The sequence below is a fragment of the Croceibacterium xixiisoli genome (genome assembly GCF_009827305.1).
Lineage (GTDB): Bacteria > Pseudomonadota > Alphaproteobacteria > Sphingomonadales > Sphingomonadaceae > Croceibacterium_C > Croceibacterium_C xixiisoli.
On record NZ_WTYJ01000001.1, the window covers coordinates 1,405,066 to 1,420,082 of the forward strand.

Annotated in this window: 16 protein-coding genes and 1 tRNA gene; 13 read left to right on the forward strand and 4 right to left on the reverse strand. The window is 63.2% G+C overall.

The annotated features are described in order from the left end of the window. Positions 1-54: 54 nt before the first annotated feature. Both lon and GRI97_RS06740 read left to right on the forward strand, forming a co-directional pair. On the forward strand, positions 55-2,451 hold the full coding sequence (lon, locus tag GRI97_RS06735; protein WP_161390291.1) for an endopeptidase La: 2,397 nt from the start codon (positions 55-57) through the stop codon (positions 2,449-2,451). Between the two features lie 243 nt (positions 2,452-2,694). Next, positions 2,695-2,967: an HU family DNA-binding protein gene (locus GRI97_RS06740; RefSeq protein WP_161390292.1), complete on the forward strand. Its 273-nt coding sequence runs from the start codon at positions 2,695-2,697 to the stop codon at positions 2,965-2,967. 97 nt (positions 2,968-3,064) lie between these two features. On the opposite strand, the gene rlmB is transcribed toward GRI97_RS06740, so the two are convergent. Then, complete coding sequence (rlmB, locus tag GRI97_RS06745) at positions 3,065-3,811, reverse strand: 23S rRNA (guanosine(2251)-2'-O)-methyltransferase RlmB (RefSeq protein ID WP_161390293.1); 747 nt, start codon at positions 3,809-3,811, stop codon at positions 3,065-3,067. A 190-nt stretch (positions 3,812-4,001) separates the two neighbouring features. Between rlmB and GRI97_RS06750 the strand changes: the two genes are divergently transcribed. From GRI97_RS06750 to GRI97_RS06760, 3 genes are all read left to right on the forward strand, one after another. Beyond that, positions 4,002-4,087 (forward strand) — tRNA-Tyr (locus GRI97_RS06750). 115 nt (positions 4,088-4,202) lie between these two features. Next, positions 4,203-4,952 (forward strand): phosphatidylserine decarboxylase, encoded by a 750-nt coding sequence (locus GRI97_RS06755; RefSeq protein ID WP_161390294.1) that lies wholly within the window; start codon positions 4,203-4,205, stop codon positions 4,950-4,952. A 95-nt stretch (positions 4,953-5,047) separates the two neighbouring features. After that, positions 5,048-5,812 (forward strand): CDP-alcohol phosphatidyltransferase family protein, encoded by a 765-nt coding sequence (locus GRI97_RS06760; protein WP_161390858.1) that lies wholly within the window; start codon positions 5,048-5,050, stop codon positions 5,810-5,812. On the opposite strand, the gene GRI97_RS06765 is transcribed toward GRI97_RS06760, so the two are convergent. Continuing rightward, on the reverse strand, positions 5,778-6,023 hold the full coding sequence (locus tag GRI97_RS06765) for a hypothetical protein (protein WP_161390295.1): 246 nt from the start codon (positions 6,021-6,023) through the stop codon (positions 5,778-5,780). The genes GRI97_RS06760 and GRI97_RS06765 overlap by 35 nt on opposite strands. 344 nt (positions 6,024-6,367) lie before the next feature. On the opposite strand from GRI97_RS06765, the gene rpsB reads away from it, so the two are divergent. Both rpsB and tsf read left to right on the forward strand, forming a co-directional pair. Continuing rightward, positions 6,368-7,144 (forward strand): 30S ribosomal protein S2, encoded by a 777-nt coding sequence (rpsB, locus tag GRI97_RS06770; protein ID WP_161390296.1) that lies wholly within the window; start codon positions 6,368-6,370, stop codon positions 7,142-7,144. 97 nt (positions 7,145-7,241) lie between these two features. Further along, positions 7,242-8,168, forward strand: coding sequence for a translation elongation factor Ts (tsf, locus tag GRI97_RS06775; RefSeq protein WP_161390297.1), 927 nt, complete (start codon positions 7,242-7,244; stop codon positions 8,166-8,168). 73 nt (positions 8,169-8,241) lie between these two features. On the opposite strand, the gene GRI97_RS06780 is transcribed toward tsf, so the two are convergent. Then, positions 8,242-9,048: a metallophosphoesterase gene (locus GRI97_RS06780; protein WP_235917630.1), complete on the reverse strand. Its 807-nt coding sequence runs from the start codon at positions 9,046-9,048 to the stop codon at positions 8,242-8,244. Between the two features lie 58 nt (positions 9,049-9,106). Continuing rightward, positions 9,107-9,697, reverse strand: coding sequence for a hypothetical protein (locus tag GRI97_RS06785; protein ID WP_161390299.1), 591 nt, complete (start codon positions 9,695-9,697; stop codon positions 9,107-9,109). 175 nt (positions 9,698-9,872) lie between these two features. On the opposite strand from GRI97_RS06785, the gene pyrH reads away from it, so the two are divergent. The 6 genes from pyrH (at position 9,873) to rseP (ending at position 14,896) form a co-directional block, all read left to right on the forward strand. Further along, complete coding sequence (pyrH, locus tag GRI97_RS06790) at positions 9,873-10,595, forward strand: UMP kinase (RefSeq protein ID WP_161390300.1); 723 nt, start codon at positions 9,873-9,875, stop codon at positions 10,593-10,595. A gap of 2 nt (positions 10,596-10,597) precedes the next feature. Continuing rightward, complete coding sequence (frr, locus tag GRI97_RS06795; RefSeq protein ID WP_161390301.1) at positions 10,598-11,155, forward strand: ribosome recycling factor; 558 nt, start codon at positions 10,598-10,600, stop codon at positions 11,153-11,155. A 131-nt stretch (positions 11,156-11,286) separates the two neighbouring features. Further along, positions 11,287-11,928, forward strand: a complete 642-nt coding sequence (uppS, locus tag GRI97_RS06800) for a polyprenyl diphosphate synthase (RefSeq protein ID WP_161390859.1) — start codon at positions 11,287-11,289, stop codon at positions 11,926-11,928. After that, positions 11,915-12,625 (forward strand): phosphatidate cytidylyltransferase, encoded by a 711-nt coding sequence (locus GRI97_RS06805; protein ID WP_161390302.1) that lies wholly within the window; start codon positions 11,915-11,917, stop codon positions 12,623-12,625. Before uppS ends, GRI97_RS06805 begins: the two co-directional genes overlap by 14 nt. After that, positions 12,622-13,779, forward strand: a complete 1,158-nt coding sequence (dxr, locus tag GRI97_RS06810; RefSeq protein ID WP_161390303.1) for a 1-deoxy-D-xylulose-5-phosphate reductoisomerase — start codon at positions 12,622-12,624, stop codon at positions 13,777-13,779. The genes GRI97_RS06805 and dxr overlap by 4 nt, the downstream gene beginning before the upstream one ends. A gap of 1 nt (position 13,780) precedes the next feature. Further along, complete coding sequence (gene rseP, locus GRI97_RS06815) at positions 13,781-14,896, forward strand: RIP metalloprotease RseP (RefSeq protein ID WP_328598509.1); 1,116 nt, start codon at positions 13,781-13,783, stop codon at positions 14,894-14,896. The last annotated feature ends 121 nt before the right edge of the window (positions 14,897-15,017 follow it).

Genomic DNA, 15,017 nt, shown 5'->3' on the forward strand with positions numbered 1-15,017 from the left:
TCGGCCTAAGCGAGCGGGCCGTGGGCACCGCCGGATGCATGGATACGAATGAATATGGCTTCTTTCCCCCTCCTGCCGTTGCGCGACATCGTCGTGTTCCCTGGCATGGTCGCCCCGCTGTTCGTGGGGCGCGACAAATCCGTGGCCGCGCTCGAAGCGGCGATGGAAGGCAACAAGGACATTTATCTGCTGGCCCAGCTCGATCCGAGCTGTGACGATCCGCAGCGTGACGATCTCTACGACGTCGGCGTGGTGGCCCAGGTGCTGCAGCTGCTCAAGCTGCCCGATGGCACCGTGCGCGTGCTGGTCGAAGGGCACACCCGCGCCCGTCTGACCGATCTGGTGGAAAGCGATGATTACATCACCGCCGAAACCGAATTGATGGACGATAGCGAGGTGGAAGGTGACGAAGTCACCGCCATGATGCGTTCCGCGCTCGAACAGTTCGGCGAATATGCCAAGAACAACAAAAAACTGCCCGAAGATGTCGAGGATGATCTGAGCCGGATCGAGGATGCCGGTCGCCTGGCGGATACGATCGCATCGCATCTGTCGGCCAAGGTTTCGACCAAGCAGTCGATCCTGACCGAAAACGATCCGTTCAAGCGGCTCGAAATCGTCTTCTCGGTGATGGAAGGCGAACTGTCCGTCCAGCAGGTCGAACGCAAGATTCGTGGCCGCGTGAAGCGCCAGATGGAAAAGACCCAGCGCGAATATTACCTCAATGAACAGCTCAAGGCGATACAGAGCGAGTTGGGCGGCGGGGATGATGGTGAGGCGGATGAAATCGCCGAGCTGCAGGACAAGATCGACAATCTGAAACTGAGCAAGGACGCCAAAACGAAGGCGCAGGCCGAACTCAAGAAGCTGCGCTCGATGCAGCCGATGAGCGCGGAAGCCACCGTTGTGCGCAACTATCTCGATATTCTGCTGGGTCTCCCCTGGGGCAAGAAAAGCCGGCTGAAGAAGGATATCGGCAAGGCGCAGGAAGTGCTCGATCAGGATCACTATGCGCTGGACAAGGTGAAGGACCGGATCGTCGAATATCTGGCGGTGCAGGCCCGCACCAACAAGCTGAAGGGGCCGATCCTGTGCCTCGTTGGCCCGCCGGGCGTGGGCAAGACCAGCCTGGGCAAATCGATTGCCAAGGCGACAGGGCGCGAATTCATCCGCCAGTCGCTGGGCGGCGTGCGCGACGAAGCGGAAATCCGCGGCCACCGGCGCACCTATATCGGCTCTCTGCCGGGCAAGATCGTGTCGAATCTGAAGAAGGCCGGCGCCAGCAATCCGCTGTTCCTGCTCGATGAGATCGACAAGCTGGGGCAGGATTTCCGCGGCGATCCGGCATCTGCCCTGCTTGAGGTGCTCGACCCGGAACAGAATGCCAAGTTCCAGGATCACTATCTCGAACTCGATTTCGACCTCAGCGACGTGATGTTCGTCTGCACGGCCAACAGTCTCAACCTGCCCCGGCCACTGCTCGACCGGATGGAGATCATCCGGCTGGAAGGTTATACCGAGGATGAAAAGGTCGAAATCGCGCAGCGGCATCTGATCGAGAAGCAGATCAAGGCCCATGGTCTGAAGCGCGATGAATTCTTCCTGACCGAAGAAGGGCTGCGCGATCTGATCCGTTATTACACGCGCGAAGCGGGCGTGCGGACGCTGGAGCGGGAAATCGCCCGGCTGGCACGCAAGAGCCTGCGGCAGATTCTCGAAGGCAAGGTCAAGAGCGTCACCGTGACGCCCGACAATCTCGGCGATTTCGCCGGCGTGCGCAAATTCCGTCACGGCGTTTCGGATGAAGAGGCGCAGATCGGTGCCGTGACCGGCCTGGCCTGGACTGAGGTGGGCGGCGAATTGCTGACCATCGAAAGCGTCACGACCCCGGGCAAGGGCGAAGTTCGCACCACCGGCAAGCTGGGGGAGGTAATGAATGAGAGCGTGCAGGCCGCCTTCAGCTTCGTGAAGGCGCGGGCACCGGCCTATGGTATCAAGCCTTCGCTGATCCAGCGGCGCAACATCCATATCCATCTGCCCGAAGGGGCCGTGCCCAAGGATGGACCGAGCGCCGGCATCGGCATGGTCACTTCGATCGTGTCGTCACTGACGGGCATTGCCGTTCGTCCCGACATCGCGATGACGGGTGAAGTGACCCTGCGGGGTCGCGTGCTGGCGATTGGCGGGCTCAAGGAAAAACTGCTCGCGGCATTGCGCGGCGGCATCCGCACCGTGCTGATCCCGGAAGAAAATGTGAAGGATCTGGCCGAGATCCCAAACAATGTGAAGGAAGGGCTCGAAATCGTGCCGGTCAACCATGTCGATCAGGTGCTGGAACGGGCCTTGACGGCCCGTTTGAGCCCGATCGACTGGAGCGAGGCGGACGATCTGGCCAGCCAGCCGGCGCCGCAGCAGGTGTCGGGTGAAACCGGCTCTGGCGTAGCGCATTGATGTATGGCCTGATTCTGCTGCAATGCAGCGAATCAGGCCGAAACGTGACCGTTGCAGGGGCAAATGGCTTCCTGTCGGCGCGGCATGTCAGCATTTTGTCGCGAATAGGCCAGAATTCTCCTCGATTTGCCGTGCCTCGCGCCCTTGGCCCTAGACAGGGCAGTCAAAACTCGCTCTCTTCCGCGCACCAAGCGGCGGCAGTCTTCTACACGCCGTAACACAGAGCGAGGGGGTTCGACCTAGATGAACAAGAACGAATTGATCGGCGCCGTCGCGGAGACGAGTGGCCTGACGCGCAATGATGCCACCAAGGCCGTCGAAAGCGTGTTCGATTCCATTACCGCTGCCCTTGCCAAGGGTGATGAAGTCCGTCTGGTAGGTTTCGGCACTTTCTCGGTGGCCAAGCGCAAGGCATCGACCGGTCGCAATCCGCGTACCGGCGAACCCATGGCGATCAAGGCATCGACCCAGCCGAAGTTCAAGGCCGGCAAGGGGCTCAAGGACTCCGTCAACTGACCCATGGGGTCCATCCTGCCGCAGGGCAGGGGATCATGAAAAAAGGGGCCGCTCCGGACATGCCGGGCGGCCCCTTTTTCTTTGCACCGTTCCGGCCTTATTCGGTGCGCGCAGCAACGGCGTAAAGGGCGATCGCTGCCGCATTGGAGACATTGAGGCTTTCCATCGCTTCGCCGATCGGCAGGCGGGCCAGCGCATCGCAATGGCTCGCCACATTCTGGCGCAGGCCTTCGCCTTCGGCGCCCAGCACCAGCGCCACCGGCCCGGTGGGCAGGGCTTCGGCAAAAACCGCTTCGGCTTCACCGGCCAGGCCAAGTCGCCAATATCCGGCCTCGGCCAGTTCCTCTAGCGCGCGGGACAGATTGACCACGCGCACCCAGGGCACGATTTCCATCGCGCCGGATGCGGATTTGGCCACCACACCGCTTTCGGGCGGTGCATGGCGGTCCTGCGTGACCACCGCCGCTGCGCCAAAGGCGGCGGCAGAGCGCAAAATCGCGCCGACATTGTGCGGATCGGTCACCTGGTCGAGCACCACCACCGGCCGGTCGGCATCGCCGTCGATCACATCGGCCAGATGAACATCGTCCAGCGGCGCGCATTCCAGCACCAGCCCCTGATGTGGCGCGTCGCGCGCTACGAGTCGGCCAAGATCGGCGGCGTCTGCGTATTCCACAGGAAAATCGTCGGGCAATTCGCCGTCCAGCGACGCGATTCCTTCCCGCGTGGCCCACAACTTGCGATGAATCCGGTCAGGATTCTTCAGCGCGGCTTCCACCGCATGCCGCCCCCACAGGCGAACATTGCCCGTACTGGCCCGGCCGGATCCGCGTCCGCCCTGCATTCTTCCTGCGCGGCCACGCAGCGCACGTTTGTCATTTTGTCTTGCCATGGTGATCCTCAAATTCCTGCGCCTCCTGCCAGTCAGGCCATTGACAGGCAAGCATCGCTTCGCCATTGGGGCGCCTCTCGGCCGGTGGGGAGCCTTTGGTTTCCCGGCACAAAGCGGATTTTTCCGCAACCGGCGTTCCGGTGGACAGGTGGCCGAGTGGTTAAAGGCAGCAGACTGTAAATCTGCCCGTGCAAGCGTACGCTGGTTCGAATCCAGCCCTGTCCACCATCGCGCCCTCCCGCTCCGGATCAGTACCTCTGGTCGGAGGCGCGCGTTGCAACCCTTTCGCAACATATCGGCGGTGACGCTTGTCGTGCTGGGGGTGAAGCCCTAGAGAATGGGCATGGCCGGAGATTTACGCGACAACCGAGGGCGGGGTGATGCCGAATGGCAATGGCCTGCAGTCCACCCTGAAGGACGAAAGTTCGGCCTGATTGCCGCCGGCGTTGCGCTGGCTGTGCTGCTGTTGCTGGGCTGGAACGTGGTCGGCTGGCCGCTGCTGGCGCTGGCTGTCGGGGTGTTCGCCTTCTTCCGTGATCCCGAACGCGTCGTGCCGCTGGGCAATGATCTGCTGATCTCCCCGGCCGATGGGCTCGTGACGATGATCGCGCAGGTCCCGCCGCCGGTGGAACTGCAGGCGGCCGATGCCAACAGCGCCGGGCTCGGGGCGGGGCCGGTCACGCGCATTTCGATTTTCATGTCGGTGTTCGACGTGCACATCAACCGCACCCCGGTGGCCGGAACCGTGCGCCGTGTGGTCTATATTCCCGGTCGTTTCATGAACGCCGATCTCGACAAGGCCAGCGACGAGAACGAACGCCAGCACATGATGGTCGAACGGGTCGATGGCACCCTGGTAGGATTCACCCAGATTGCCGGGCTCGTGGCCCGGCGGATCGTCCCTTTCGTCAAGGTGGGTGATACCATGGCCGCCGGCCAGCGGATCGGTCTGATCCGGTTCGGCAGCCGGGTGGATGTCTATCTGCCGCAGGGGACCGAGCCCACCGTATTGCTGGGGCAAAGAACGATCGCTGGGGAAACGGTGCTGGCGCGCATCGGCCAGGCGGGCTTGATCGAAGGGGTCAGCCAGTGACGAATTTTCCTGATGGCGGGCATGACCCGCGTGGCACCGCCGATTCGCACCAGACCGATCGTGATCGCTTCGGGCCCAAGGCGGATGAGGGGGAGGTGCCTGCGGGCCGGATCGGGCGCGGGCTGGCCCTGCGTGCAGTGCTGCCCAATGCGATAACCGCAGCCGCGCTGTGTTCCGGGCTGACCGGCATTCGTTTCGCGATTGATGATCAGTGGGAACGGGCCGCGTTCGCCATCATCCTGGCCGGCATGCTCGATGGCATCGATGGCCGGATTGCCCGTCTGCTCAAGGCGCAGTCGCGCTTTGGCGCGGAACTGGACAGCCTGGCCGATTCGCTCAGCTTCGGTACGGCGCCGGCGCTGGTGCTGTTTCTCTGGTCCTTGCAGGATCTGCCACGTTTCGGCTGGTTCGCCGCGCTGGCGTTCGCGATCTGCTGCGCCTTGCGGCTGGCGCGCTTCAACGCGCAGATCGACGTGGATGAACAGCCGCACAAATCCGCCGGTTTCCTTACCGGTGTTCCGGCACCGGTGGGGGCAGGGCTGGCATTCCTGCCGCTTTATCTCTGGGTTGCCACGCAGGAACCGATCTTTCGGGAACCGCTGGTCGTGGCGCTGTGGCTGGCGTTTATCGCCTTCCTGATGATTTCCAACCTGGCGACCCTGAGCTGGGGTTCGATCCGCCCACGGCGAAACATCCGGCTGGAAGCAATCGCCTTGGCGGGCCTGGTGTTTGCGGCACTGCTGACAGAGCCCTGGTGGACGCTGGCAGCAATCTGCATCGTCTATCTGGCGCTGATGCCCTGGTCGATAATCTCTTATGGCCGCGTCAAACGGCAAAGAGCGGCGCAGGCTCGCGATTGATCGCCTGCTGGCGCACAATCCGGCGAACCGGGCTGCGCGCGCCAAGGGGCGCGCGCGTCACCCGGGCGGGCCGGCTGCTGATCCGTTCGCGTTCCATCTGTGCCGAAATCGCCTTCCAGTACCGCAAGCCCAGGGCCGCTGACTGCAGGATCACGGCGCCGGATATGAATGCGGCGACACCGAAAAGGATCGACAAAACAACTGTCAGCATGGGGTCGCTCCTTGCTTATCCACAACCGTGGATGCATTGTGGATAACTGCGCAACGCAATCCTTGTTCCGCCGTTAACGACTTGTTCCCTATTTGTTCCAATCTGTCAAGCGGAACATCGCGTGCCGTCGCATGCAATCAGGCGGTCCAGATGCCCTTTCAATTGAGGGTGGCTTTTTCCCTCTTCCCGCGCTAAGGGCGCGCCCTGTCGTTTCGAACGCAATCCCATACCGGGGTTGTTCGGTTCGGCAAATCCACATGGAAGGCACACACACCGGTGCCGCTGCGGGATCTCCGCGGTCGGTTCCCCGCTTTCCAGAGGCAGCAACCGGAAAGGAATTATCTATGGCGGTACCCACCGTCTCCATGCAGCAATTGATCGAAGCCGGCGCGCATTTCGGCCACCAGACCCACCGCTGGAACCCGCGCATGAAGCCGTACATCTTCGGCGCGCGCAATGGCGTTCACATCATCGATCTGTCGCAGAGCGTGCCGCTGATGGCCCGTGCGCTGGAATTCGTGTCCGCAACCGTGCGCTCGGGCGGCAAGGTGCTGTTCGTCGGCACCAAGCGTCAGGCACAGGAACCGATCGCCCAGGCCGCACGCGCCTGCGGTCAGCACTTCGTCAACCACCGCTGGCTGGGTGGCATGCTGACCAACTGGAAGACTATTTCCGGTTCGATCAAGCGCCTCAAGACGCTGGAAGAACAGCTGTCGAGCAATACGGTCGGCCTGACCAAGAAGGAAGTTCTTCAGCTGACCCGTGAAAAGGACAAGCTGGAACTGTCGCTGGGCGGCATCCGCGACATGGGCGGCATTCCGGACGTGATGTTCGTGATCGATGCCAACAAGGAAGAACTGGCCATCAAGGAAGCCAATGTGCTTGGCATCCCCGTGGTCGCCATTCTGGATACCAACGTCGATCCCAATGGCATCGCCTTCCCGGTCCCGGGCAATGACGACGCCAGCCGCGCGATCCGCCTGTACTGCGATGCGATCGCGGCGGCTGCGACCAAGGGCCACACCGAAGGCGTGGTCGATTCGGGCACCGACATCGGCGCGCTGGATCTGCCGCCGGAAGAAACCGTGGCCACGAGCGAGCCCGTCGCTGCCGAGGCGTAAGCCCGGCGTCACATTTTCGCTTTAGCGCGCCGGGTCTTGAGACGGGTATTCCGCGACAGGGCCCGGCGATCGCATGAATTCAAAGAGGATTAGGACAATGGCAGCTTTTACCGCCGCTGACGTGAAGACGCTCCGTGAAAAGACCGGCGCGGGCATGATGGACGCCAAGAAGGCGCTCGAAGAAACCAATGGCGATATCGAAGCTGCTGTTGACGCACTGCGCGCCAAGGGCCTCGCCACCGCGCAGAAGAAGTCCAGCCGTACCGCCGCAGAAGGTCTGGTCGGCGTGGCTGTTTCGGGCACCCAGGGCGTTGCCGTGGAAGTGAACTCGGAAACGGACTTCGTTGCCAAGAACGAACAGTTCCAGGATTTCGTGCGCAAGGCGACCGAAGTGGCCCTGACGCTCGGCTCGAACGACGTCGACGCGCTGAAGTCGGCTGCTTACCCCGATGGCGGCACCGTCAGCGACAAGCTGACCGACAATGTCGCCACCATTGGTGAAAACCAGCAGATCCGCCGCATCAAGAATGTCTCGGTCGCACAGGGCCTGGTCATTCCCTACATGCACAATGCGCAGGCTCCGGGCCTCGGCAAGATCGGCGTGCTCGTCGCGCTGGAAAGCGAAGCCGGTGCCGACGTGCTGGAACCGCTGGGCAAGCAGCTGGCGATGCACATCGCCGCCGCATTCCCGCAGGCGCTCGACGCTGATTCGCTCGACGCCGAAGTGATCGCGCGCGAACGCAAGATCGCCGCCGAAAAGGCTGCCGAAAGCGGCAAGCCGGCCGACGTGCAGGAAAAGATGGTCGATGGCGCGGTGAAGAAGTTCGCCAAGGAAAACGCGCTGCTCAGCCAGTTGTTCGTGATGGACAACAAGACCGCGATTGCGGACGTCGTTGCCCAGGCCGGCAAGGCTGCTGGCACCTCCATCGTGCTGAAGGACTATGTCCGCTTCCAGCTCGGCGAAGGCATCGAAAAGGAAGTGACGGATTTCGCGGCAGAAGTCGCCGCTGCTGTTGCTGGCTGATTTTCGGTTCAACCGAACATGAAAAGCCCGCCGGACTTCGTGTCCGGCGGGCTTTTTCTTTATGCGCTGCCCCTCATTTGCCGGGGGCGGGGGTGATATCGATCAGCCAGATTTCCGGCCGGGTGAACAGGCGTATCGGCAGCACGCTGGTGCCCATCCCGGCGCTGGTGATCAGGGTGCGGCCCTGTTCGCGGACCAGGCCGCAGGCATAAAGATCGCCATAGCGGGACATGGTCGCAGGTGAGCCGCCCCATGGGTATCCGATCTGCCCGCAATGCGTATGGCCCGCCAGCATCAGCCGGATGGATGGCGGCAGGTCCGGAAAGGGATCGGGGCTGTGGCTCAGCATGATGGGCACCCCGCCCAGTGCGGCCATGGCCTGCACAGTTGCCGGCAGATCGGCCTGCCCGGTGAAATCATCATCCAGCCCGCCGATGGTCAGCGGGCCGAAGCGGGTGGCGGCATTTTCCAGCAGGATCACGCCGTTCTGTTGCAGCGCGCTGCGCACACCGGCCATGTCGCGCCAGTGATCGTGATTGCCGGGCACGGCCACGGTGGCGATGGTGGGCTGCAGCGCGGCCAGCGGGGCAATGGCTTGCGCGGTCGAATAATGGTGGGTCGCGGTGCGTTTGTCGCTGACCATATCGCCGGCGATCAACACCAGATCGGGCTTCAGCGCATTGACCTGTGCGACGATGGTTTCCAGCCGGGAAGGCGGCATGTCCGGCCCGGCAACATGGATATCGGCCAGCAAGGCGATGCGGATTGGCGCTTCACCGGGGGGCAGCAGCGGCAATTGCTGCCGCTGCACGATCGGCGGCGCCATGGTGTCGTGCCAGGCTTTGGCCAGCACCGCCACCGCGATCAGGACGATCAGCATGAGGATAAGCCTGATCCGGCGGGGAAGGGGATTGGCCGATCGCATGGGTATGTTGCGATCAGTTCGGGTCGCAGGCCTGCCCGTCATTGTCCAGCTTGGCGATCAGCTGATAGGTCTGCCCGTTCCAGCGGAAATAGGGAAAGCAGAGGCCCGGTAGCCCGGCCTCGATATCGGGATAATCGTCCTGCCCCCTGCTGGCGAGGAAGCTGACATAGCCCTGATTTCTGTACAGCGTGGCCCATGATCCATCGGTCCGCTGGCTCAGCACTATCGAGCTGGTGCCTGCGTGGCCGTTGCAGAAAATCCCTTCATCGCGCACCACGGCTTCGGGGCGCCCATCGCCGTTCAGATCCTGGTACAGTGCCACCAGCCCCTGCGAACCGCCCGTGTCGTCGTCGGTGCAGCGGGTCCATCGCCCATCCGCCAATCGCTCCATGCCGGCCGCCTGGAACAGGGCGGCACGGGTTGCGGCAGGCAGGGCCTTGGCCTCCGCCGTCTGGTCGATCATTCCGTCCACCATCCGTTCGCGCACCAGCGCAGGCGATGCGGCAGGCGACGTGACGGATTGGGCGCAAAGCGGCGCGGCCAGCATTGCCATGGCAATGGCGCAGCCGCCGGCCCGGAACGGCGGATCGATAAGGCGTGGCAAAGCGTGTCTTTCCCTGTTTGGTTCGGCCCGCAATCTGCGTCGAGGCGGCGCATTGGGCAAGCGGAGAGGCAAACCGGTCACCTGTCCGCATCAACGGCCTGCCTTGATACTTGGCACCGCGTCCGCGCGCTCTATAAGGGCCGCCATCCTGCCCCAACCGAAAGATTTTCGCCCTATGTCCTTGCCCCGCGTCAAGCGCGTCCTGCTCAAACTTTCCGGCGAAGTGCTCATGGGGGATCAGCAGTTCGGGATTGATCCGGCATTCGTGGCGGAACTGGCGAAGGAAGTTAAGGCAGCCAAGGATTCGGGGCTGGAAATCTGCCTCGTCATTGGCGGCGGCAATATTTTCCGTGGCATGGCCGGCGCGGCCCAGGGCATGGACCGGGCGCAGGCCGATTACATGGGTATGCTGGCAACGGTCATGAACGCGCTGGCGATGCAGAACGCGCTGGAACAGCTGGGTGTTCACACCCGCGTACAATCGGCCGTGCAGATGGATACGGTGTGCGAACCCGTGATCCGCCGCCGCGCGGAACGCCATCTGGAAAAAGGGCGCGTGGTGATTTTTGCCGCCGGTGTCGGCAGCCCCTATTTCACCACCGACAGCGGCGCCGCGCTGCGTGCGGCGGAAATGAAATGCGATGCCCTGCTCAAGGGCACCAGCGTGGATGGCGTCTACAACGCCGATCCGAAGAAGGATCCCACAGCCGTCCGGTTCGACAAGGTCAGTTACGACCGGGTTCTGGCTGACAACCTCAAGGTCATGGATGCCGCCGCTGTGGCGCTGTGCCGCGACAACGAGATCCCGATCGTGGTATTTTCGATCCGCGAAAAGGGCAATCTTGCCAAGGTGCTCGCCGGTGAAGGCGTTCAGACAATAGTGCAGAAGGAAGCCTGATCATGGCAAAATACGACAAGGCCGATATCGAACGGCGCATGAATGGCGCAGTGGAAAGCCTGAAGGGCGATCTGTCCGGCCTGCGCACCGGCCGCGCCAATGTGGCGCTGCTCGATCCGGTGGTGGTTGAGGTCTATGGCGCGATGATGCCGCTCAACCAGGTGGCCACGGTGTCCGCTCCCGAACCGCGCATGCTCAGCGTGCAGGTGTGGGACCGTTCCAATGTGATCCCCGTGGAAAAGGGTATTGCCCACGCCAATCTGGGCCTCAATCCGATGATCGACGGTCAGACCCTGCGCCTGCCCCTGCCGGATCTTACCCAGGAACGCCGCAAGGAATTGGCAAAGCTTGCCGGGCAATATGCGGAAAAGGCCAAGGTTGCGATCCGCAATGTGCGCCGCGATGGCATGGAAGCGCTCAAGGAAGACGAAAAGAAGAAGGAAATCTCCGAAGACGATCGCAAGCGGATGGAAGAAGACGTCCAGAAGCTGACCGATCGTTTCGTGGCTGAAACGGACAGTGTCACCGAAGCCAAGGAAAAGGAAATCCTCCAGCAGTGAACGATCAGGCGTGCTCCCCGGCAGCCAATGATGTCGGGGAGAAGAAGGGGCAGCGCGCAGTCAGCGCAACCGGTTCCCGGGCCACGGCTGCAGGGGGCAGCGGCCATGGCGCGCGCCATATTGCCGTCATCATGGATGGCAATGGCCGCTGGGCGAAGAAGCGCATGCTGCCGCGCATGCTCGGCCATCAGCGCGGGGTGGAGGCGGTTCGCCGGCTGATCCGCGCGCTGGAACCGATGGGGATCGACTGCATCACCCTTTACGCCTTCTCGTCGGAAAACTGGAAACGGCCGGAAGAGGAAATCTCCGATCTGATGGGGCTGATGCGTCGCTTCATCAAGGCGGATTTGCCCGAATTCATCGCCAATGATGTGCGCCTGCGAATCATCGGCGATTACAAGGCGCTGGAACCCGATCTGGTCGAGATGATCGACGATGCGCTGGTTCGCACCGCCAAGGGGCGCCGCACGGTCGCCGTGGCGCTGAACTACGGATCGCAGCAGGAAATCGCCCGCGCCGCCGCGCTGGCCGCTGCCGCAGGGCCGATTACCGCGGAAACGATCGCCGCCCATCTCGACACCGCCGATCTGCCGCCGCTCGATCTGCTGATCCGCACCAGCGGAGAGGTGCGCCTGTCCAATTTCCTGCTGTGGCAGGCCGCCTATGCGGAAATGTGGTTCACCGATGTGTTGTGGCCGGATTTTACGCCCGAACATCTGCAGCAGGCGCTGGACAGCTTTGCAAACAGGGATCGGCGCTATGGCGGACGGTAATATTCTGGCCGGCGGGCGCTCTGTCGATCTGGTGAAGCGCACGGTCACGGCCGCCATCATGCTGGCCGTGGCCGGCTCGGCCTATTGGATCGGCCGGCCGTGGTGGGCGGCCTTCGTGCTTGTGCTGTCGCTGGGCGTGCTGTGGGAATGGGCGCAATTGGTGTTCGCCTTCGCCCGGGGGCCGCTGTCGCGCGGCGGCTGGCTGGTGATTGGCTTCGCCTACATCGCCATTGCCGGGCAGACGCTGGCGATGGGCGGCCATGACGGTGTCGCCTCCACCCAGGTGCTGCTGATGATCCTGGGCGTGGTGGCAACCGATGTGGGCGCTTATTTCGCCGGCCGTTCCATCGGCGGGCCCAAGATTGCCCCCTCGATCAGCCCGTCCAAGACCTGGGCCGGGCTTGCCGGCGGCATGTGTGCGTCGGCGGCGGTGTTCGGCGGCTATGCCGCCTCCGCGATGGTCGGCGGGATCGACGGGCTGATCCTGGCCCGCTGGCTGGCCTTCGGCGCGGTGCTGGCGGTGGTCGCCCAGGCCGGGGATTTCTTCGAAAGCTGGATGAAGCGGCGCGCGGGGGTCAAGGATTCGGGCCGGCTGCTGCCCGGCCATGGCGGCCTGTATGATCGGCTCGATGGGCTGATGGCGGTTGCCTTCGTTGCCATGGTCGTCACCTGGGCTACCGGCGGCTACGGCCTGTGACGGTTCGCAGCATCACCATATTGGGCGCGACGGGATCGATCGGCGCCTCGACACTGGATCTGATCCGGCGCGACCGTTCCAGCTGGAAAGTCGTGGCGCTGACGGCCAATTGCCAGGCTGCCGAACTGGCCCGGCTGGCGCGCGAATTCGATGCCGAGATCGCTGTGGTTGCCGATGAAACCTGTCTGCCGGAACTGCGCGATGCGCTTGCGGGCGGGGGTACGGCGTGCGCAGGCGGGGGCCAGGCGCTGTGCGACGCAGCCGCGCGGCCTGTGGATATCACCGTGGCCGCGATCGTCGGCTGCGCCGGTCTGGCCCCGGTCATGGCCGCTGTCGAGCAGGGCGGGGCCATCGCGCTGGCCAACAAGGAAGCGCTGGTGTCAGCCGGGGATGTGCTGACCGCAGCGGTCGCTCAGCATGGCGCGACACTTTTGCCCACTGATTCAGAACACAATGCCATCTTCCAGTGCTTGGCCGGCAATGATCTCGCCGACGTTCGCTCGATCACGCTGACCGCCAGCGGTGGGCCGTTTCGCTGCTGGTCGACCGAACAATTGTCGCAGGCCACCCCGGCGCAGGCCGTCGCTCATCCCAATTGGAGCATGGGCGCCAAGATCAGCGTCGATTCGGCGACCATGATGAACAAGGGCCTTGAATTTATCGAGGCATATCATCTGTTTCCGGTCGGGCTGGACAAGCTCAAGATCGTGATCCACCCGCAGAGCGTGGTGCATTCCATGGTCGAATATCGCGATGGCTCGACGCTGGCGCAGCTTGGCCCGTCAGACATGCGCGTGCCCATCGCCTCCTGCCTGGCCTGGCCGCAGCGGATGGATACCCCACTGGCGCCGCTGGATTTGCCCGCAATTGGGCAACTGAGTTTCTTCGCCCCGGACGAGGATCGCTTCCCCGCCACCCGTCTGGCGCGCGAAGCCGTGGCCCAGGGCGGCTCTGCCCCGGCCGTGCTCAATGCCGCCAATGAAGTGGCGGTGGCGGCTTTTCTGGCCGGTCAGATCGCATTCACCCGCATTGCTGCAGTGGCCGAAGAAACCCTTCAGCGCGACCTGCCTCCGCAGCCGCGCTGCCTTGACGATGTGCTGATCGTCGATGCTGAGGCGCGGAAACGCGCCGCCTCTTTGATGGAGCCTGCCTGACGTGCTGGATTCGGTGCAATGGTGGATGTACCCGCTCGGCTTTCTGTTGCTGCTCGGCCCGCTGGTGACCCTGCATGAGCTGGGCCATTATCTGGTCGGTCGCTGGTTCGGGGTAAAGGCGGTGGCCTTCTCGGTCGGTTTCGGCCGGGAAATCGTCGGCTTCACCGACCGCCGCGGGACCCGCTGGAAGCTGTCTGCCCTGCCGCTCGGCGGTTATGTCCAGTTCGCCGGCGACATGAACCCGGCCAGCGAGCCGAGCGCCGAATGGCTGGCCCTGCCGCCCGAAGAACGGGCGCAAACCTTCCCGGCCAAACCCCTGTGGCAGAAGGCCCTGATCGTCGCTGCCGGGCCGATCACGAATTTCCTGATCGCGATCGCCATCCTGGCCGCTTTCAACGTCAGCTATGGCCGGGTGCTGGTCTCGCCGGAAATCAGCGCCGTTACCGAAGGCTCGGCGGCTGAGGCGGCCGGCATCCGCGCGGGCGATACGATCGTTTCGCTCGATGGGCGGGATGTCGCGGAATTCACCGATGTGCAGCAGCATGTGCTCACCAGCCCCGGATCGCGCATCGCGCTGGGTCTGGAACGGGACGGCGTTCGCCGCGTGGTGGACATGGTGGTGCCGAGCCAGGTGATGCGCGACCGGTTCGGCAATGAATCGCGGATCGGGCGGCTGGGCATCATGGCGGCCGGTTCGGAAATCGTGCCGGTCGGGCCGATCGAATCCGTTGGCCTGGCAGTCACTCAGACGGGCGACATCATGGTCATGATGGTCCGCAATATCAAACAGATCATCACCGGTATTCGCCCTGTTTCCGAACTGGGCGGGCCGATCAAGATGGCAAAGTTTTCCGGCGAACAGCTGACTTTGGGCTGGCCGCAATTCGTCTCCCTGGTGGCGATGGTTTCAATTAACTTGGCATTCATTAACCTCCTGCCAATTCCAGTCCTCGACGGTGGGCACCTGGCTTTCTACGCGGCCGAGGCAATTCGCCGGAAGCCTGCCAGCGCACGCAGTCAGGAATGGGCATTCCGCACCGGTCTGGCATTCGTGCTGGCATTGATGCTGTTTGTGACAATCAACGATATTGCCTCTCTGCCATGGTTCGGCGGGTAGGCCGGTTTAGCGCCGTTTTGCCCTGGCAAGCGGTAACAAGGATGACTGCTGCACAGCATTCCCGGCATGTTCGCTTGATCGCCTGCTCCGCATGGGGCAAGGGCGCCGCTTGCGTCGCGTT